General features: G+C 70.4%; 18 protein-coding genes. 9 read left to right on the forward strand and 9 right to left on the reverse strand.

The window, feature by feature from the left end; genetic code table 11:
- Positions 1 to 58: 58 nt before the first annotated feature.
- The 4 genes from ACIF83_RS04820 to ACIF83_RS04835 form a co-directional block, all read right to left on the reverse strand.
- Positions 59 to 880: a hypothetical protein gene (locus ACIF83_RS04820; protein ID WP_399723452.1), complete on the reverse strand. Its 822-nt coding sequence runs from the start codon at positions 878 to 880 to the stop codon at positions 59 to 61.
- Between the two features lie 4 nt (positions 881 to 884).
- Positions 885 to 1,766 carry an alpha/beta fold hydrolase gene (locus ACIF83_RS04825; protein ID WP_398138027.1) on the reverse strand — a complete coding sequence of 294 codons (882 nt, stop codon included), beginning with the start codon at positions 1,764 to 1,766 and terminating at the stop codon, positions 885 to 887.
- Between the two features lie 87 nt (positions 1,767 to 1,853).
- On the reverse strand, positions 1,854 to 2,519 hold the full coding sequence (locus tag ACIF83_RS04830) for a TetR/AcrR family transcriptional regulator (RefSeq protein WP_399723454.1): 666 nt from the start codon (positions 2,517 to 2,519) through the stop codon (positions 1,854 to 1,856).
- The gene (locus ACIF83_RS04835) at positions 2,516 to 3,811 is read right to left on the reverse strand and encodes a PucR family transcriptional regulator (RefSeq protein ID WP_398138028.1); all 1,296 of its coding nucleotides are present in this window, start codon (positions 3,809 to 3,811) and stop codon (positions 2,516 to 2,518) included. Before ACIF83_RS04835 ends, ACIF83_RS04830 begins: the two co-directional genes overlap by 4 nt.
- Before the next feature lie 190 nt (positions 3,812 to 4,001).
- Here ACIF83_RS04835 and ACIF83_RS04840 point away from each other — a divergent pair, with 190 nt between their 5' ends.
- From ACIF83_RS04840 to ACIF83_RS04860, 5 genes are read left to right on the forward strand one after another with little or no spacing between them, the layout of a single operon-like run.
- Complete coding sequence (locus ACIF83_RS04840) at positions 4,002 to 4,760, forward strand: ABC transporter ATP-binding protein (protein WP_399723456.1); 759 nt, start codon at positions 4,002 to 4,004, stop codon at positions 4,758 to 4,760.
- Positions 4,757 to 5,563, forward strand: a complete 807-nt coding sequence (locus ACIF83_RS04845; RefSeq protein WP_398138029.1) for an ABC transporter ATP-binding protein — start codon at positions 4,757 to 4,759, stop codon at positions 5,561 to 5,563. The genes ACIF83_RS04840 and ACIF83_RS04845 overlap by 4 nt, the downstream gene beginning before the upstream one ends.
- Before the next feature lie 5 nt (positions 5,564 to 5,568).
- Positions 5,569 to 6,450, forward strand: coding sequence for a branched-chain amino acid ABC transporter permease (locus tag ACIF83_RS04850; RefSeq protein WP_393478888.1), 882 nt, complete (start codon positions 5,569 to 5,571; stop codon positions 6,448 to 6,450).
- On the forward strand, positions 6,447 to 7,613 hold the full coding sequence (locus ACIF83_RS04855; protein WP_398138031.1) for a branched-chain amino acid ABC transporter permease: 1,167 nt from the start codon (positions 6,447 to 6,449) through the stop codon (positions 7,611 to 7,613). The genes ACIF83_RS04850 and ACIF83_RS04855 overlap by 4 nt, the downstream gene beginning before the upstream one ends.
- 5 nt (positions 7,614 to 7,618) lie before the next feature.
- Positions 7,619 to 8,896 carry an ABC transporter substrate-binding protein gene (locus ACIF83_RS04860; protein WP_393478893.1) on the forward strand — a complete coding sequence of 426 codons (1,278 nt, stop codon included), beginning with the start codon at positions 7,619 to 7,621 and terminating at the stop codon, positions 8,894 to 8,896.
- Between the two features lie 82 nt (positions 8,897 to 8,978).
- Here the strand turns inward: ACIF83_RS04860 and ACIF83_RS04865 are convergent, their stop codons facing one another.
- The gene (locus ACIF83_RS04865) at positions 8,979 to 9,788 is read right to left on the reverse strand and encodes an SDR family NAD(P)-dependent oxidoreductase (protein ID WP_393477520.1); all 810 of its coding nucleotides are present in this window, start codon (positions 9,786 to 9,788) and stop codon (positions 8,979 to 8,981) included.
- Positions 9,781 to 10,431 (reverse strand): carboxymuconolactone decarboxylase family protein, encoded by a 651-nt coding sequence (locus tag ACIF83_RS04870; protein ID WP_393477517.1) that lies wholly within the window; start codon positions 10,429 to 10,431, stop codon positions 9,781 to 9,783. The genes ACIF83_RS04865 and ACIF83_RS04870 overlap by 8 nt, the downstream gene beginning before the upstream one ends.
- Positions 10,432 to 10,661: 230 nt before the next feature.
- On the opposite strand from ACIF83_RS04870, the gene ACIF83_RS04875 reads away from it, so the two are divergent.
- Positions 10,662 to 11,885 carry a PucR family transcriptional regulator gene (locus ACIF83_RS04875; RefSeq protein WP_399723460.1) on the forward strand — a complete coding sequence of 408 codons (1,224 nt, stop codon included), beginning with the start codon at positions 10,662 to 10,664 and terminating at the stop codon, positions 11,883 to 11,885.
- Positions 11,886 to 12,063: 178 nt separating this feature from the next.
- On the opposite strand, the gene ACIF83_RS04880 is transcribed toward ACIF83_RS04875, so the two are convergent.
- Both ACIF83_RS04880 and ACIF83_RS04885 read right to left on the reverse strand, forming a co-directional pair.
- On the reverse strand, positions 12,064 to 13,680 hold the full coding sequence (locus ACIF83_RS04880) for a cation acetate symporter (RefSeq protein WP_399723462.1): 1,617 nt from the start codon (positions 13,678 to 13,680) through the stop codon (positions 12,064 to 12,066).
- Positions 13,677 to 14,183 (reverse strand): DUF485 domain-containing protein, encoded by a 507-nt coding sequence (locus ACIF83_RS04885; protein ID WP_398138035.1) that lies wholly within the window; start codon positions 14,181 to 14,183, stop codon positions 13,677 to 13,679. The genes ACIF83_RS04880 and ACIF83_RS04885 overlap by 4 nt, the downstream gene beginning before the upstream one ends.
- 244 nt (positions 14,184 to 14,427) lie before the next feature.
- On the opposite strand from ACIF83_RS04885, the gene ACIF83_RS04890 reads away from it, so the two are divergent.
- The gene (locus ACIF83_RS04890) at positions 14,428 to 15,435 is read left to right on the forward strand and encodes an NADP-dependent oxidoreductase (protein ID WP_399723464.1); all 1,008 of its coding nucleotides are present in this window, start codon (positions 14,428 to 14,430) and stop codon (positions 15,433 to 15,435) included.
- On the forward strand, positions 15,432 to 16,235 hold the full coding sequence (locus tag ACIF83_RS04895) for an SDR family NAD(P)-dependent oxidoreductase (RefSeq protein ID WP_393477506.1): 804 nt from the start codon (positions 15,432 to 15,434) through the stop codon (positions 16,233 to 16,235). The genes ACIF83_RS04890 and ACIF83_RS04895 overlap by 4 nt, the downstream gene beginning before the upstream one ends.
- 47 nt (positions 16,236 to 16,282) lie before the next feature.
- Here the strand turns inward: ACIF83_RS04895 and ACIF83_RS04900 are convergent, their stop codons facing one another.
- On the reverse strand, positions 16,283 to 16,720 hold the full coding sequence (locus ACIF83_RS04900) for a MarR family winged helix-turn-helix transcriptional regulator (protein ID WP_393477504.1): 438 nt from the start codon (positions 16,718 to 16,720) through the stop codon (positions 16,283 to 16,285).
- A 130-nt stretch (positions 16,721 to 16,850) separates the two neighbouring features.
- On the opposite strand from ACIF83_RS04900, the gene ACIF83_RS04905 reads away from it, so the two are divergent.
- Positions 16,851 to 18,359, forward strand: a complete 1,509-nt coding sequence (locus ACIF83_RS04905) for an MFS transporter (protein ID WP_399723467.1) — start codon at positions 16,851 to 16,853, stop codon at positions 18,357 to 18,359.
- Positions 18,360 to 18,498 lie beyond the last annotated feature (139 nt).

Genomic DNA, 18,498 nt, shown 5'->3' on the forward strand with positions numbered 1-18,498 from the left:
CTCTGATTGTCGGCTCCGGCAGATCATGGACGAGGCGGAGGGAGGGCGAGAGGCCCGGTCAGCCGAGCTTGAGCAGGCCCGCATCGACGACGGCGCGACCGTAGGGGCTCGCGAGTTCGGCCAGACGCTCACAGCCGGCCTCGCCCAGGGCGGCGTAGGCGGGAAGGGCCAGGTCGTCGGTGCGGTCCTCGATGTGCCGGCGCAGGAGTACGCCTTCCGAGCTCAGGGAGTCTCCGTCGAGAAGGCCTCGCTCGCGCAGGTGCTCCCGGGTACCGGCCCACTCCTCCTCGGGCCATGCGCGGCTCTTCTTGAGGAGGTCGACGGGAATCTCACCGGTGGCTGCGTGCAGGATCAGGGCCTCCAAGCCTCCGACTCCCTCTCCGAGCAGGCACGCGACATGGCCGTCTCCACGGAACTCCCGCAGCAGCGTCTGGGCGTGCCACAGCTGCAGTACCGGCTCCTCGGGCCAGGGCAGTGCGGCATGCGCGGCGAACAGCGGGCGGCCCTGCACGTGTTCGCAGGCCGCCTCGGCGGCCCGGCGGGTCAGCGCCAGGACCTCGTCCAGGTGGGGCAGTTCGTGGATTCCCGCCCGCCGCAGGGCTTCGTCCGCCGCGGCGTACCGCGCGTCCAACACCTGCTGCGGTGTCGTCGTGTCCCAGGCTCCGTCGATCGCCTGCCGCACGAAAGCGGGGTTGAAGTTGTAGAAGGTCGCGATGACCAGGTCGGCGGATGCTCGGCCGAAGGCGGCGCTGCGGGAGGCGAAGTACCCGGCGCGTCGGCTCAGTCCCAGGTCCGCGTACCGTCGCCCGGCCTCGGGGACGAAGTAGATCATGCCGTGTACGGGCTCGAGGCGGCGCCAGGCCGCACGTGCCGTCTTCATGCGGTCACCTCTCCGGGGAGTCGACGAGCGGGGTGTTCGCTGCAGTTCCGTACTCGCCGTGCGCTCGCAGGTGTTCGAGCAGCAGCCGGACGAGCGGTTCGGGTGCCTCCTCGGGGACCCAGTGGCTGACACCCCGGAGGATCTCGAACCGGTACGGCCCGTTGACCCACCGCCCGGTCTCCTGTGCGGCCGCCGGGCCGAACGCGCTGTCCTCCGTGCTCCAGACGTACAGGGTGGGTACGTCGACGGCGCCGATCCTGCCTTCGGGGCGGCCGGCCCGGTACCAGTTCAGCGCCGCGGTGAGAGCGCCCGGCCGGGAAAGGTGCCGTACGTAGGCCTCGGCGCTGTCCTGCGGGACCTTTCCGGTGTAGAGGTCGCGAAGCGCTTGGGCGTCGTGGGCGAGCATGCGCTCCTCGGTCGCGGGCGTCTCGCGCCAGTCGATCATGTAGCGCGAGCGTTCACGCTGATCCCGGTCGGTGCGCAGGGCGGTGGCGAGCGCGGTGGGGTGCGGGGTGGAGACCACGGTCAGGGTGCGTACGCGGCCGGGGTGGGAGTGAGCGGTCCACCAGGCCACCGCACCTCCCCAGTCATGGCCGACCAGGTCGAACGCCGGCCAGCCCAGTTCCTCGGTGATCGCGACCACGTCGTCGACGAGGAGGCCGATGCGATAGTCCTCGGGCCGCCGGGGGCGGACGCCGGGGGAGTACCCCCGCTGGTCGGGCGCCACCACCCGGTAGCCGTGCGCGGCCAGCGCCGCGATCTGCCGTTGCCACACCAGCCCCGTCTGCGGGAAGCCGTGCAGCAGCAACACCGGGCGGCCCTCGGGTGGACCCGCCACGATGGCGTCGAACACGCCCGCGTGGGTGGAGATGCTCAGCTCAGTCACGATCCGCCTCTTCGTACCGACTGGTCGGTAGCCTCCAGGTGGAGTGACGGTCTGTCAAGACCGCGAGCACGTGACGCGTCGGGCCTCTCAGCCGGACGGTGCCGACAGATGGATCAGGATGCCGCACACCTCGTCCACGATCTCCCGGGCCTCCGCCTCGTCCCCGCAGTCACCCAGCTCGCGCGCCGCCCCTCCGATGACGGTGGTCAGCACGCTCACCCGGACTCGGCCGGCGCGGCGCCGCTCGTCCACCTCCAGCAGCCGGGCGTTGCGGCGTACCCATGCTCGGTCCCACTGGCGGCGCAGCGCGTCGAAGCCCGCGGGGCCGTCGTCCTCCACGAGGAGTCTGCCGAGCCTCCGATTGTCCCAGGCACCCTCCAGGTACGCCCTGGCTCCCGCCACGAAGAGAGCGATGGGGTCGTCCACACCACGGCTTCGCTCGGAGGCCAGCGTGGCCGCGGTCCGGCGCTCCTGTTCCTCCCGGAACTCCTCCCAAAGGGTGAGGTAAATGCCTCGCTTTCCGCCGTAGTGCTGGAAGAGGGCGCCCACCGGGATGCCGGAGCGCGCCGCGATCTCGGTGAGGCCGGCGTCGGTGTAACCGCGCTCGGTGAACACCGCCAGCGCGGCGTCCAGCAGCGCACGCCGGACCGTTCGGCTCTGCCCGGCGAGCCCTTCCGGCAGGCACATCCCCCCTTGCCCGCCCGGCAGCTGACATGCCGCCTCGCTCCCGGCGGACTCCACGATGCCGCTCACCGGCAATCCTCACCTTCCCTGGCGCCGTCGCGGATGGCGAGGGCGACCAGCAGTTCCAGCAGGTCGGCGATCCGGCGCGGATTGCGGCCGGTGCGTTCCTCGATCCGGCGCAGCCGGTAGTGCGCCGTGTTGTGGTGCACCCGCAGCCGGTCGGCTGCCAGCCGCAGATTGAGGTCTGCCTCCGCGAAGGCCCGTATGGTGGCGGCCAGCGTGTCGCCACGCCTGCGGTCCTCCTCCAGCAGCACTCGCACCCGGGGATCGACCAGTTGGCGGGCGAGGTCGTCGGCGCGCAGCGCCAGGTAGTCGAACGGGGACAGCCGGGGCAGCGCCGCCACCCCGCCCTCGCTCGGCACCAGGTCGAGAGCGGCCCGCGCCTCCTCGTACGCGCGCGGCAGTTCGGACGCGCCCCGGGCGACCGTGCTGATGCCCATGCAGAGCATGGTGCCCTTCCGCGCGAGCCGCTCCTGCAAGGCCTCGAAGTGGGCGCATATGTCCTCTGCGTCCATGCCTGCCCGGAGCACGGGCACGGCCACCACCTCGCCGTGGCGCACGACGACCAGGGTCCTGCCGGCCCAGGGCCCGGCGACGCTGATCGACACGCTGGTGGCATACCCGTTCTCGGCCGAGGTGTGGTCCCCCGAGCGCGTGTCACCGACGCAGACGGCCACGACCGCCATCATCGGTGAGCGCGGTCCGATGCCGTACGCCTGTGCCGCGGCGAACAGCGGACCGCGCGTCGGTGCCATGCCTGCCAGGAGCTGGTCCAGGAGATCCCGGCGTTCCCGGTCCGCGTCCGCCACCACGTGCTGCTGGTACTCGACGTATGCCTGCGCGGCATGGGTGCTGGCGTAGTCGACGTACCTCATCAGCGGGGTGACGAGGGACAGCGCGGCCTGCTGGGCCTCGGGGGACGTGCCCGCGCACTCCAGCAGAGAGTCCCACAGCACCTGCCGGCCGACCCGGAAGGCACTGATCCAGTCCTCCAGGGCGAATCCCGCGCGCGCTCTGCGCATCGCTGCCGCACGGCTGAAGACCAGGTCCTCGGGGGCGATGTCCCGGTCGCCGGCCACCGCCGCCAACTGCATCCGGTAGTGCTCGAGCACCTGATCCCGTACGTCGTCGAAGAACCGTTCGTCCTGCAGCGCGTACGACGGGATCTCCGCGCGCATCACCTCGACGGCGGTCTCCGCCACCTCCTCGACCCGTTCGTGGACGGCGTGCAGGATCCGCCACCGCTCCCGGCGGAGGGGTTCGGAGAGTTGGGGAGTGCCCAGGGCGGGACCGCGAGGCATGGCGCCGATCGTCGCCGTCCGCCTAGTACTCCGTCAACAGGCTCGGCGTGAGACATCTTCCGGCACCTGTGCGCGGCGCACAGTTCGGTGACCTGCAAGTTGGGTGCTCGCACCCAATGTGCGCCTGGAACGCCCCCACCTACTGTGACGCTCGCCCACCCCCCCCAGCACGTCGGAAGGGGCGTCACTCATGCTCGCGGTCGACGGTATCACCGTGCACTTCGGCGGGATCACGGCACTGGACGGTGTCGCGTTCACCGTCGAGCCGGGCACCGCCGTGGGGCTCATCGGGCCGAACGGAGCCGGCAAGACCACCTTGTTCAACTGCCTCACCAGGCGCTGCACTCCCGACGGAGGAGACGTGCGGTTCGAGGACGAGGACCTGCTGGCCCTCCCTCCGCACGCCGTGGCACGGCGCGGCATCGCCCGGACCTTCCAGAACCTGGGTCTGTTCCCGCGGCTCACGGTCCGGGAGAACGTCATGGTCGGCGCCCACAGCCGGGGGCGCACCGGACACCTCGCCGCGGCGCTCCGGCTGCCCCGCGTCCGGCGGGAGGAGAGGGAACTACGTGACCGGGCGGACGACTTGCTACGGCGGCTCGGCCTGGCGGACGTCGCCGACCACCCCGCCTCCGGCCTGCCGTTCGGCACGCTCAAACGCGTCGAACTCGCCCGGGCCCTCGCGGTGCGGCCCAGGCTGCTGTTGCTCGACGAGCCCGTCAACGGGCTCAGCCACGGCGAGGTCGGTCAATTCGCGGATCTGGTCCGGTCGGTGCGCCAGGAGTTCGACCTCACACTCGTGGTGGTCGAACACCACATGGGGTTCGTGATGGGCTTGTGCGACAAGGTGGTCTGCCTCGACTTCGGCCGCAAGATCGCCGAGGGAACGCCGGAAGAGATCCAGCGCGACCCGGAGGTCGTCGAGGCGTACCTGGGGGTGGCCGTATGAGCGAGCCCACCACCGACCGCACCGAGGCCGCGGCGAGCGCGGAGCCGGACTTCCTGAAGGTCTCCGGCCTGCACGCCGGATACGGCCAGGCCCGCGTGCTCCAGGGCCTCGACTTCTCCGTCGCCCGCGGTGAGGTGTGCGCGATCCTCGGACCCAACGGCGCGGGCAAGACCACGACACTGCGGGCGCTGAGCGGCATGGTCCGCGGCCGCGGCTCGGTCACCCTGAACGGCGCCGAGCTGCTGGGCCGCTCGCCCGAGCAGGCCGCCAGGCTCGGCGTCGCGCATGTCCCCGAGGGCCGCGGCACCTTCAACGACCTGAGCGTCGAGGAGAACCTGCGCATCGGCGCCCACTTGCGCACCGGTCCCCGATGGCGCGGCCGCGCCGAGCGTGCGGCCGTGGCGGTCGACCTGGACCGGATCTACGGCCACTTCCCCAGACTGCGCCAGCGGTCGCGGCAGGCCGCCGGCAGCCTCAGCGGCGGGGAGCAGCAGATGCTCGCCATCGGCAGGGCGCTGATGCTGCGGCCCTCGCTGCTGCTCCTGGACGAGCCGTCCCTGGGTCTCGCGCCGCTGGTCACGCGCGAGCTGTTCGAGATCGTCCGTGCCGTCAACGAGGAGGAACGCACCACCGTGGTCGTCGTCGAGCAGAACGCCCAGCTGGCGCTGGACATCGCGCACCGGGCGCACGTACTGGAGGCCGGCCGCCTGGTGCTGTCCGGACCGGCCGCACAGATCCGTGAGGACGGGCAGGTCGCCGAGGTGTATCTCGGTGTCTCCGTCCGCTCCCGGAAGGCCGGGTGAGCGCCGTGACCGATCTTCTCCAGCAAGTGGTGGAAGGACTGGGCTCCGGTGCGGTGTACGCCAGCCTGGCGCTGGCCCTGGTGCTGATCCACCGTTTCACGGGGATCGTCAATTTCGCGCAGGGCGAGCTGGCCATGCTCTCCACGTACGTCGCCTGGCAGCTGGTGGCGTCCGGGATGCCGTTCTGGCTGGCGCTGCCGGTCACCCTCGCGGTGTCCTTCGCCGGCGGCATGCTGGTCGAGCGGATCGTCATCCGCCCCGTGCAGGGCGCGCCCGAGCTGACGGTGGTCATCGTCACGGTCGGCCTGTTCATCTTCGTCAACGCGCTGGCCGGCCTGATCTGGTCCTTCACCGTGAAGGACTTTGCGCAGCCGTTCCCCGACGGCGGGCTCGACCTGGCCGGGGTGCGTGTGGACTGGTCGACGCTCGGGATTCTCGGCGTGGTGGCCGTCGTGATGGGCCTGCTCTATCTGCTGTTCCAGCACACCTCCATCGGCCTGGTGATGCGGGCGGTCGCCTGCAACCCCTCCTCCGCCCGGCTGTCGGGCATCCGGGTGGGACGCGTGCTGATGCTCGGCTGGGGGCTGTCCGCGACGGTCGGCGCGGTGTCGGGCGTGCTCGTCGCCCCGGTGTTGTTCCTGGAGCCCAACATGATGGGCGGGGTGCTGATCTACGCGTTCGCCGCGGCCACCCTCGGTGGCTTCGACAGCCCGGTCGGTGCGGTCGTCGGCGGCCTGTTCGTGGGCGTCGCCGAGACACTGACCGGGGCGTACGTGGGAGTGATCGGTGCCGATCTGAAGGTGGGCGTCCCCCTCGTGATCATTCTGGCGGTACTGCTGGTGCGGCCCCAGGGCCTGTTCGGACGGGCGGCGGTGGAGCGCGCATGAACACGATCACAGCGGTACTCGGCACCGACCGGGCCCGGTGGCTGCGGGCCACGACCACCGTGCTGCTCGCGGCGGCAGTGGCCGTCGGCGCACCTTTCTACTTCGCGCCCTTCCAGGTCTTCCAGCTGACCATGGTGCTCCTGTACGCCGTGGCGCTGGCAGGGCTGAACCTGCTGGTCGGCTTCGGCGGGCAGATATCGCTCGGACACGGCGCGTTCTTCGCGGCGGGGGCCTACACGGCGGCGGTCATGCTCGACCGGTACGACACCGGCCACCTGGCCACGCTGCCGGTCGCGGCCGCCGGATGCTTCCTGCTGGGCCTCGGGTTCGGAGTGCCGGCCCTGCGGCTGCGCGGGCTGTACCTGGCCCTGGTCACCCTTTCGTTCGCGGTGTTCCTGCCGCCCTTGCTCAAGCGGCTCGAACCGGTGACGGGCGGCTCCATGGGCCTGACCGTGGACAAGCTGCAGCCGCCCGCGTGGAGCGGGTTGGCCGAGGACCAGTGGATGTACTTCGTCGTCCTCGCCGTCACCGCGGTGGCCCTGCTGCTCGCCCGCAACCTGCTGCGGTCCCGGGCCGGCCGGGCCCTGCTCGCCGTGCGGGACAACGAGAGTGCCGCCGAGGTCATGGGCGTGCGGCTGGCGCTGCACAAGACCCTTGCCTTCGCGTGGAGCGCGATGTTCGCGGGTGTCGCCGGGTGTCTGTACACCTGGGTGATCGGCTTCGTCTCGCCCGACTCCTTCAGCTTCGTTCTGTCCATCACCCTGCTGGCCGGCCTGGTGGTCGGGGGGCTCGCCTCGCTGTACGGCCCCCTGCTGGGTGCGGCGTTCGTGATGTACGTGCCGAGCGTGTCCCAGGACGTCAGCGAGGCGGCACCGGGAGTCGTGTTCGGCCTGCTGATCATCACGGTGATGTTCGTGGCCCCGACGGGGCTGGCCGGTCTGCCGGGCCGTGTCCTGGGCGCTGTCGCCCGTCGACTGCCCCGCACCGCTGCCGCCCTCGACCGGACGCCCGAGGCGGTCTCCGGGCCTGAGGCGGATTCCGCACCCGAAGCGAAACCGAAGTCCCCGGCAGGATCCCGACCCGCCACGACCCTCACCCCTGCGGACTCCGCAGTTGTCGACGCCGAACCAGTGGGCGGACCGCCCCGCACGGAAAAGGAATGAGTCACATGCGCAAGACGACCGCACTGCGGGCGGCCGCGGCCGCGACCGCCGCCCTGCTCACCGCAACCGCCTGCAGCAGTCAGCGAGGGCAGGACGACCAGGACACCGTCGCCGGTGGCGCGTGCAAGGGCCAGCAGACCACCGGCATCACCGACAGGACCATCAAGCTGGGCGGGATCTATCCGCTGTCGGGACCTGCCTCCGCGTACGGAACGATCAGCAAGGGCGTGGCCGCCTACTTCAAGTACGTCAACGACAAAGGCGGCATAGACGGCCGCAAGGTGCAGTTCATCGTCCGCGACGACGGCTACCAGCCGCCCAAGGCGGTCGAAGAGGCCCGCAGACTCGTCGAGCAGGAGAAGGTCTTCGCCGTGTTCCAGACCCTGGGCACTCCGTCCACGGCGGCCGTGTGGGACTACCTCAACAAGCAGAAGGTGCCGCAGCCGTTCGTCGCCACGGGTGCCTCCGTCTGGGGCACGGACGCCAAGCATCCCTGGACCATCGGGTGGCAGCCCAACTACGTGGCCGAGGCCCGGGTGTACGCCAAGTACCTCAAGGACAAGAAGCCGAAGGCCAAGGTGGCTGTCCTCTACCAGAACGACGACTTCGGCAAGGACCTGCTCGGCGGGTTCAGGAAGGCCGTCGCCGGCAGTGGCATCAAGGTGGTCGCCGAGGAGAGCTACGAGGTCACCGACCCGTCCGTGTCGGCACAGATGGCGAGCCTGTCCCGCTCCAAGGCGGACGTGCTGCTGGACGTCACCACCCCCAAGTTCGGCAGCCAGGCCCTCGCCGCCGACGCCAAGAACACCAAGTGGAACCCGCTGCACATCGTGAACAACGTGGCCTCGTCCGCCGCCGTGCTCCAGCCCGTCGGGTTCAAGAACGTGCAGGGCGTGGTCTCGGCGACGTACTTCAAGGACCCCGCCGACCCGCAGTGGGCGAACGATCCCGAGATGAAGACCTACATGAACGCCCTGCACAAGTACGCCCCCGACGCCGACCCGGCCAACCAGTTCAACGCCTACGGCTGGGCCGTCGCCTCCAGCCTGTACAAGGCCCTGGACGCGATGAAGTGCCCGACCAGGGAAGGGCTGCGGGACGCCGTGCGCAACCTGAAGGACGTGAAGGTGGGACTGCTGCTGCCCGGTGTCACCCTGTCCACGGGCCACGATGATGCCTTCCCGCTCGAGACGATGCAGCTGATGCGGTTCAAGGGCGAGCGGTGGCAGCTGTTCGGCGAGCCGGTGGACACCCGCAAGGAGTTCGGCCCGCTGACGAAGTGAGCCGGCGGGGGCGGTCCCGAGGGTCGATGCCCTGACCCTCGGGACCGCCCCCGCCCCACGGAGCGGACAGCGGCCTGCGTGCTCAGACGGCGCTCAACCCTCCGTCGACCACCAGGCTCTGCCCGGTGATGTAGGAGGCGCGGTCGGAGAGCAAGAAGGTCACGGCTTCGGCAACCTCCCAGGCGCTGCCCTGGCGTCCGAGCGGTATGCGGGTGAACGAAGCGGAACGCGACCCCCGCCCGGCCGAGGCCTCGCGGCCCATCGGGGTGTCGATCAGACCCGGAACGACCAGGTTGGCGCGGATCCCGCGTGGTGCACCCTCCTTGGCGACATGGCGGGTGAGACCGAACAGGCCCGCCTTGGAACTGTCGTAGGCAGGCGAGTTGGTGGCCGCGCGCAGCCCGGCCACGGAACCGACGAAGACGATCGAGCCACCGTCGGCGATCACGGGCAGTCCGTTCTTGGCGGCGAGGAAGGGGGCGCTCAGGTTGAGCGCTAGCACACGTTCCCACTGCTGCGGTGAGGTGTCCGTCAGGCCCGCGCCGAGGCCGATGCCGACGTTGACCACGAGTGCGTCGAGCGTGCCGAGTGCGCGGCGGGCTTCGGCGACCATGGACGAGGACTGGCCGGGATCCGTGGCGTCACCGACCACGGGCAGGCCGGGGGCGCCCTCCTCACCGACCAGGGCGGCGGTGGCCGCTGCGGCGGAGGGGGAGACGTCGGCGCAGGCCACGGCGGCTCCCTCACGGGCGGCCAGCACCGCGACCGCCCGCCCGTTGCCCACCGGGGCCTTCGGATCGTCGCTGGGGCGGGTGCCCGCGCCGATGACCAGTACGTTCCGGCCGCTCAGGAGGCCGACCGGACGGGTCGTGGGGTACCGGGACTCAGGCATCGCCGTGCGCCCCTTCCGCCGTGTCCGCGCCGGCCCCCGTGGGCGCGGGCAGGGCTTCCGTTTCCCAGCCTGGCTCGAGCCGGGTACCGGCGGAATTCAGGAAGAACGCGACCATGTGGTACTGACCGACGAGCATGGTGATTTCGATCAGCTGTGCCTCGTCGTGATCGGCTGCGAGTGCGGACCAGGTGGCCGCGGACAGGCATGCGTCCCGACGCAGTTCGTCGGCGGCACGCAGCAGACAGGCGTCGGCCGCCGACCAGCCCTGCGCGTCCGGGCCCGCGCCGACCCGCCGGATCTCTTCGTCGGAGATCCCGGCGGCCCTGGCCAGCGGTACATGCCGTCCCCATTCGTACCCGGCCCGGGTGTTGCACGCGGTGCGCAGGATCAGCAGTTCCCGGGTCCGGTCCGGAAGACGGCCGTCGCGCAGCAGATGGCTGCCGAACGGGAGGAAGTGCCGGAAGAGGCCGGGGTGGCGCACCAAGGTGGTGAAGACGTTGGCGAGGTGGCCGTCGACGTCCCTGGGTACGGGGGCGAGCAGCTCCCGGGTGGACGGGTCCCAATCGTCCTCGGGCAGCGGTGCGAGGCGCGGGCCGGTGTCCGGGGCGGCGTGGTGGGGGCGGTGGTGGTGCTCGTCGGTCATGGTGGTCTCCGCACTCTTCGTCAGGTGGGGCGGTAGCACGAGGGCGGCTCTGAGCACGGTCGATCGGCGCCTCGTCGCGTGTGCCTCGATGCGGGCGCCCTTTGCCGCTTGCCGCCTTGCCACTGTGCTTTCGGGGACGGCGGGTTGTCGACGGCTCGCCGGCCAAGGCCGGAGGGCGGCATATTGTTCAGTTGCACAACGGCCGGTGCCGAAGGGCGGAGGTGAGGCCCATGGGCGGACAGGCGGGCGCGGCGGCATCCCTCGAACAGGTCATCGCCGCGATGGCCGCGCAGCAGAGGCACCTGGGCGGGCGGTTGCACGAGGATCTGGCGGACCACATCCCGTCCTACCGCGCGGTCCCGCGGGAACTCCTGGACCTGGTCTGGAATCGGCACTTCCAGCGGGCCCTCGCGGTGGTGAGAGAGGGGACGGTGCCCGCGCCGGAGGATTTCGACGAAGCCGAGGTGGCCCGGGACCGGGCCGCCCGAGGCGTGCCGCTCAGTGACGGGCTCCGCGCCTTCCGCCGGGGGCTGAGCGCGATACGGGATCTGTTCCTCGCCGAGGCGACCGAACGCGGGCTGGAGCCCGGCCTCATCGTCGACCGCACCAAGTGCCTGTGGGAGCTCGCGGACGTCGCGAGCCTGCAGATCGCCGCCGTCCACCGGCAGGCGGAGGTCGCCTCCGCCCTGTCCGACGCCCGCCGCCGCGCCGACTTCCTGCGTGGGCTGCTCTACGGGACGCTGAGCGCGGCGGAGATCCACAGCGGTGCGGCGATCTACGGACTGGACCTGTCGCGGCCGCACCGGGCCATCAGAGCTGTACCGAACGGCAACGTCGGTCCGGACACGCTGGAGCGCTCCCTGGAGTCCCACGGCCGCAGCAACGGCCGAGGCGCGCTGCTCACCGTGCTGGACGAGGTTGTCGCCGGAGTCGCCGAGTCAAAGCCGGAGACCGGTGACCTGGAGGTGACGGCCGGGCTGGGCCCACCGACGGACCTGGCCGCTGTGCACCACTCCTTCCGCGCCGCCGGCAGGCTGCTGCAAGCCGCCCGAGCGTACGGTCTCCGCGGCGTGTACGACCTGAACGACCTGTCCTGGCGGGTGGCGGTCGTCGCCGAACCGGAACTCGCCGAGTTGCTGCTCGACCGTTATCTGCGCCCACTGGAGGCCGAGGGGGAGTTCGGTGCGCTCATCGAGGAGTCGGTGCGGGGGTACCTGGAGAGCGGACGGCACATCCGCGAAGTCGCTCGCAGCGCACACGTCCATGTCAACACCGTCCGCTACCGGTTGCGCCGTTTCGAGGAGCTCACCGGCACCAGCCTGGACGCTCCGGACACCGTGGTCGAACTCAGCTGGGCCTTGGCGGCACGCGAGTTGGGGACACCGCCGCGAGGCCCGGCGGGACCTGCTCATGGCACGGCGGGCGAGGCCGCGGCTCCCATCGGGCTTCCATAGGCTCGCACGGCATCAGCAGGTCAGCGTGCTCGGAGAAGCTCCGAGCGGTGTCCAGCGGTGCAGCAGCGGATGAGGTTCTCGTGGCAGGATCGCGCCACGGCGCGACGGGACCTGGGACCCTGGCGGGCTGCAGCGCCGGCACCGAGGCCGTTCGTGCAGCCCGCCCCCGCCGAGGTGGTCATTCGGCTGCGGCGAGCAGCCGGGCCTCGCTCTCCTCGTACAGCCGCTGGTTCTCGCCGCTGACGGCGGGGCGGCGCCGGTGGTCCCATCGGCTGCCCAGCCATCCCGCCAGGTAGCCGAACGGGATGGAGACCAGTCCCGTGGACTGCATGGGGAACAGGTCGAAGTCGGCGTTCGGGAAGACGGCTGACGGCGTGCCCGAAACGGCCTTGGAGAGTGCCATGAGCAGCAGCGCGCAGGCCGCGCCGCCGTAGAGGGTGGCGAGCAGGCCGGTGCGCGTGAACCCTCGCCAGAACAGGGAGTACGTGAGCGCGGGTGCCACCGCCGATGCACCTATGCAGATGGCCAGGGTGGTCAGCACGCCGACGTCCCAGTTCTGGACCAGGGTGGAGAGCCCGATGGCAACGGTCCCCACGGCCACGCTCGTCCAAGCCGCCACCGTCATCTCCGTACGCGGCTCGGCCTCTCCCCGGCGCGCCGCATGGGCGAACAGATCGTGGGCGAGCGACGAGGCCGCGGCCAGGGTCATCCCCGCGACCGACGACAGCAGGGTGATGAACACCATGCCCGCCACGGCCGAGTAGAGAATCGTCGAGCCTGCGGAGTCGGAGGCTCCGCCGAGCACCTGCGACAGCATGAGCACCGACGTCCTGCCGTGCGGGTCGGCCGCGGTGATGTACCGCGATCCCACCAGCGCTGCCGCGCCCGTACCCATGATGATCACGAGCAGGCAGAACGTGGTGACCGTGCCGACCGCCCACGACATGGAGCGCCGCACGGCCGGCACGTCCTGCGCGGAGTACAGGCGCATCGTGATGTGGGGCAGGCAGGCCACGCCGAGGACCACGGTGATCTGGAGACCGACGAAGTCCAGCCGGTCCAAGCCCGAGGTGCCCAACTGAAGGCCCTGCTGGAGGAAGGCCGGGCCCGCGCCGCTGCCGTGCTGGGCCGCCCTGAGGACGTCTCCGGGGCTCCAGTCGAAGCGGTGCAGCACCAGAACGGCGACGACGGCGCTGGTGCCGAGCAGGAGCACGATCTTGATCATCTGAATGAGCGCGGTGCCTCGCATACCGCCGAGCGCCGCGTAAAGGATCATCAGGCTGCCGACGATGACGATGCACACCGTCCTGGCGCCCGCCACGTGCGGGATGTTCAGGATGAAGGTGAGCAGCGACCCGGCGCCGGAGAGCTGGACGACCAGGAAGGGCAGGGTCGCCGAAAGCGTCACCACGCAGGCGGCGATACGCACGGCCCGCCCGGGCATGTTGCGGGCCAGGACGTCGCCCATGGTGAACCTGCCGGCGTTGCGCAGGGGTTCGGCCAGCAGGAACATCAGCAGCACCAGGGACAGGGCCGTGCTGACCGCGAGGACGTAACCGTCGTATCCGGCGAGCGCGATGATGCCCGTGGTGCTCAGCACCGTGGCCGCGGAGATGTAGTCGCCCGCGATCGCCAGGCCGTTCTTGAACGGGGTGAGCGAGCGGTAGCCGGTGTAGAAGTTCGTCAGGTCGTCGCGGTCCGGTCCCGCCATCACGCACATCAGCAGCGTGACGGTGACCAGCGTGGTGAACAGAATCAGGACCGTGGCCTGCGTCCCGGAGCTGAAGTCGGTCATCTCGCCATCCCCGTGTTCCGGCCGGCGGGGACCGCCCGCTCTCTGACGGCGCGGGCCAGCGGATCCACCGAGCGTCGTGCGCTGCGTCCGTACCAGGAGACCGCCGCGAAGGTGACGACGAGCTGGAGGACGCCCAGGGCCATTCCCAGGCTCAGCTCTCCGGCGATCTTGGCCCCCATCAGGCCGGGCGCATAACAGGACAGCACGACGTACACCACGAAGGAGCCGAGCGCCGTGAGCGTGGAGATCCGGCGGAGCAGGCGGTAGGCCGAGCGCAGAGCGGCGAGGTCGGCGCTGCGCCGATGAGTCTCGTGCGCGTGCGGTTCGCCCCAAGGGGCTTGTCCGTACGGTGCGTCCCAAGGGGTTTGCCCGTACGGGTCGTACGAGCCGTATGACCCGTACGACTCGTACCGAGGGGCGTTGGGTGCATACCCCTGGGGGTCGATGCGGGGCGGCCACCCCGTTTCTGATGGCGGGTACCGGTTCTCGTCGGCGAATGTCATCGCATGGCCTTCCGCTGCGGCTCGGATCCGTGGGGGTGAACGGGGGGATGGCTGTGGCGGCGCACGATACCGACTGGTTGGGATGCCCATAAGGTCACCGGGGGTCACGTTTCGGGGTCGGGTGGACGACAGTCCGTTCGGCTCGCCTTCCCGCCTCGCAACCCAGCACGTGGCGAACATCACACGCTCCGACATACCTACCGGTCGGTACCCTGCGGCGAAGCCGTGAACGACAGGAGGCGCGATGTCTGCGACCAACCGCCAGATCCGTCTGGCAGCCCGCCCCGTGGGCGAGGTCAAACCCGATGACTGGGAGCACTGTTCAGGACTCGTCGACGAGCCCGGGCCGGGCCGCTTCGCGGGGCGGACACGCGTCATCTCCCTGGACCCGGCGATGCGGGGCTGGCTGGACGACCGTCCCTCCTACCTGCCGCCGGTGGGCATCGGCGAGGTGATGCGCGCCGGATCGGTCATCGAGGTCACCGCGTCCAACCACCCCGACTTCCAGCCGGGCGACCACGTGGTCGGCACGTTCGGCGTCCAGGAGTACGTGGTCTCCGACGGCAGGGGCGCCATGAAGATCGACACCTCCCTCGCCCCGCCCTCGACGTATCTCGGCGCGCTGGGCATGCCCGGCATGACCGCCTACTTCGGTCTGCTGGACGTCGGGGCGCTGAAGGACGGCGAGACCGTCGTGGTGTCGGGCGCGGCCGGCGCGGTCGGCACCATCGCCGGTCAGATCGCGAAGGCCAAGGGCTGCCGGGTCGTGGGCATCGCCGGCGGGCCGGAGAAGTGCGCCATGCTCACCGACGAACTGGGATTCGACGCGGCGATCGACTACCGCGCCGAGGACGTCAGGAAGGCGCTGCGCCGGGAGGCCCCCGACGGCATCGACGTCTACTTCGACAATGTCGGAGGGGACATCCTCGACGCCGCCCTGACGCGACTGGCGATGCACGCACGTGTCGTGGTCTGCGGTGCGATCAGCCAGTACAACAACGCCACGCCGGTCAAGGGCCCCTCCAACTACCTCTCGCTGCTGGTGCGCCGCGCCCGCATGGAGGGCTTCGTCGTCTTCGACTACGCCAAGCGCTATGCGCAGGCCGCGCAGGACATCTCCGCCTGGATCGGAGCCGGCCGCATCAAGGTTAAGGAACACGTGGTGAGGGGGAGCGTGGACGACTTCCCCGAGACGTTGGGGATGCTCTTCCGCGGGGAGAACGTCGGCAAGCTCGTCCTGGAGCTGTCATGACCGCCGTCGAGAGCGACGCCGCCGCACGGCCGGGACCGACGGACGGCGCCGCGCTTCAGGGCAAGGTGGCCATCGTCACCGGCGGTGCCAGCGGACTGGGCCGGGCCACGGCGCTGACGCTGGCGAAGGCGGGCGCGCGCGTGGTCGTCGCGGACCTCGACGCACAGGGCGGTCGCGAGGTGGCCGAGATGGCCGGCGGTCATTTTCGCGCCTGTGACGTCTCCGACCCCGACGCCAACCGGGCGCTGGTGGAGTTCACCCAGGAGCAGTGCGGCGGTGTCGACATCGCGTTGCTCAACGCCGGGGTGGCGACCGGGTGCGGCGTCGGCGAGGACTTCGACCTGGCACGCTACCGTCGCGCGATGGGAGCCAATCTCGACGGCGTGGTCTTCGGCACCCATGCGGTGCTGCCGGCGCTGCGGGCTCGCGGTGGAGGGGCGATCGTGGCGACGGCGTCCCTGGCGGGCCTGGCGGCCGTACCGCTCGATCCCCTGTACGCGGCCAACAAGCATGCGGTCGTAGGACTCGCCCGCTCGCTGGGGCCGGCTCTTGCGCCGGAGAACGTGCGCTTCAACGCCGTCTGCCCCGGCTTCGCCGAGTCGCGGATCATCGATCCGCTGCGCGACATGCTCTCCGAGCAGGGACTGCCGGTGATCCCGGCTCAGGTCGTGGCGGACACCGTGCTGCGGATCGTCACGGGAGACGGCACCGGGGAATGCTGGTTCATCCAGCCCGGCCGCGACCCGGAGCCGTTCCGCTTCCGTAAGGTCCCCGGTCCGGGCAAGCCTGCCGGCGCCTGAGAAGGGGAGGGCACTCGGCGGCTCGCCACCTCCGGTGAGCCGCCGGGTCAGGCAGCGGCGTCCTGCGCGGTGAAGGCGCGCTCCAGCAGCGCGTACAGGGTGTCCTGCTCGTGCTCGCTGAGTCTGTTCAGGCCGGCCAGCGTGTTGTTCATCTTCCCGCGGATCACGTCGATGACCTGCTCGCCCTCAGCGGTGAGGAGGACGTTCTTGACGCGCCGATCGGAGGGGCTGGGCTCGCGGCGTACCAAGCCGCGCTTCTCGAGCCGGTCGATGATCCCGGTCATGTTGGAGGCGTCGCAGGTCAGCGTGGTGGCCAGCACGCTCATGGAGGCGGGCCCCCGGCGCAGCACATTGAGCGTCTTGCCCTGGCTGGCCGTGAGGTTCTCGCTCGCGGCGGCGACCGTGAAGTCGCCGTAGTAGGCAGCCAGCGACACGGAGAGCAGCTCCATGAGCTGGGCGGGGTTGACGCGGGGGAGTGCCGTCATGCGGGCACCTTACCCCCGGAAACTTGACGATCTCAAATATTGACGGCTACGGTCTCGCCCATTACTTGAAGTTCTCAAGCTTCGATGTTCTGAAGTAGTTCGTCGAAGTCTCAATCAGGGAAGAGATTCCGTGTCTCACGAACAGCACACGGCGGCCGGACGCCGCTCGGCGGACACCGCGGTCGTCCTGGTGCTCGGGCTTTCCGCGATGGTCGTCTCGATGATGCAGACCCTGGTCGTCCCGATCCTGGGCATCATTCAGAGCGACCTGCACGCCACCACGGCGAACGTCAGCTGGGTGACCACCGCCACGCTCCTGTCGGCCGCAGTCTTCACCCCGCTGCTCGGCCGCTTCGGCGACCAGCACGGCAAGAAGCCCACCCTCGTCGGCGTTCTGCTGGTGATGATCGCGGGCTCGGTGCTCGCCGCCACCACCACCTCGCTGACGTGGCTGATCGTCGGCCGGGTGATGCAGGGAGCGGCGACCGCGATCTTCCCGCTCGCGCTCTCCATCCTGCGCGAGGAGATCAAGCCGGAGAAGCTGCACGGTGCCATGGCCCTGGTCAGTGGCACGCTCGCGTTCGGCAGCGGGCTCGCGCTGGTCGGTGCGGGGCTCCTCACCCGCGGCTCCGACCCCGACTACCACCGGGTCTTCTGGCTCGCGGTGGTGCTCGCGACGGTGGCGCTGGCGGGAGTGCTGTTCACGGTGCCCGCTTCCCGGACGACGACGGGAGGCCGGACGGACTGGCTGGGCGCGCTCACCCTTGCGATGCTGCTGGTGCTGCTGCTTCTGCCCATCTCGCAGGGGCACGAGTGGGGATGGACGTCCGGCCGCACGCTCGGCTCCTTCGCCGGGGCGATCGTCATGGCGGTGGTGTGGGTCGTCACCGAGAGCCGGGTCGGGGAACCGATGGTGGACATGAAGATGTTCGTCCACCGGCCCGTTCTCTTCACCAACCTGGCCGGATTGTTGCTGGGGTTCGCGATGTTCGCCCAGTTCATCGGTGTCTCCTACCTCGTCCAGGTGCCGGAGAAGATCGCGGGCTACGGCTTCGGCGCTTCCGTGCTCGAAGCGTCCGTGGTGTATCTGCTTCCGACCACACTCATTTCGCTCGCGGGCGCCCAGTTCGGCGGCGTACTGGTGCGCCGGCTCGGTGCGCGCGTCACCCTGGCCGCCGGGGCCTGCTTCGGTGTGCTCGGCTTCACGTGGCTGAGCGTCGCGCACGATGCGACCGCCTCGGTGATCGGCGCGGGCATGGTCATCGGCCTGGCGATCAGCTTCGGGTACGCCGCCATGCCGGCGCTCATCGTTGCCAGCGTCCCCGCCCACCAGTCCGGCATCGCCAACGGCATCAACTCCATCTCCCGCTCGGTCGGCAGTGCCGTCGCCAGCGCGGTGATCACCTCACTACTGGCGTCGAAGACCATCCCGCTGCCGGAGGGAGCGCCCGCTCTGCCCCAGGAGAGCCAGTTCACGACGAGCTTCGTGATCGCCGGCGTGGCCTTCGGCCTGGTTGTCGCCGTGTCCCTCCTCGGAATCAAGTCGGCACATGCGCCCCGTACGCCCGTGTCGAAGAAGGTCGCGGACTCCGGAACGGCGGGGGTCGCAGAAGCGGAAGTCGGCGCCGAGCTCGTGTGACCGTGCTTCTCGCGCCGCCGCCGGCCCTGCGTACGGGCTGACGGCACAGCACCTGGGTCCGACGACGGGTTCAGCCACGACAAGGCCGTCATCGGTCACCCGTCCGGTCGAACCCGCGGTTTCTCCGAAAGGCAAGTCA

The sequence above is a fragment of the Streptomyces sp. NPDC085866 genome (assembly GCF_044541035.1).
GTDB lineage: Bacteria > Actinomycetota > Actinomycetes > Streptomycetales > Streptomycetaceae > Streptomyces.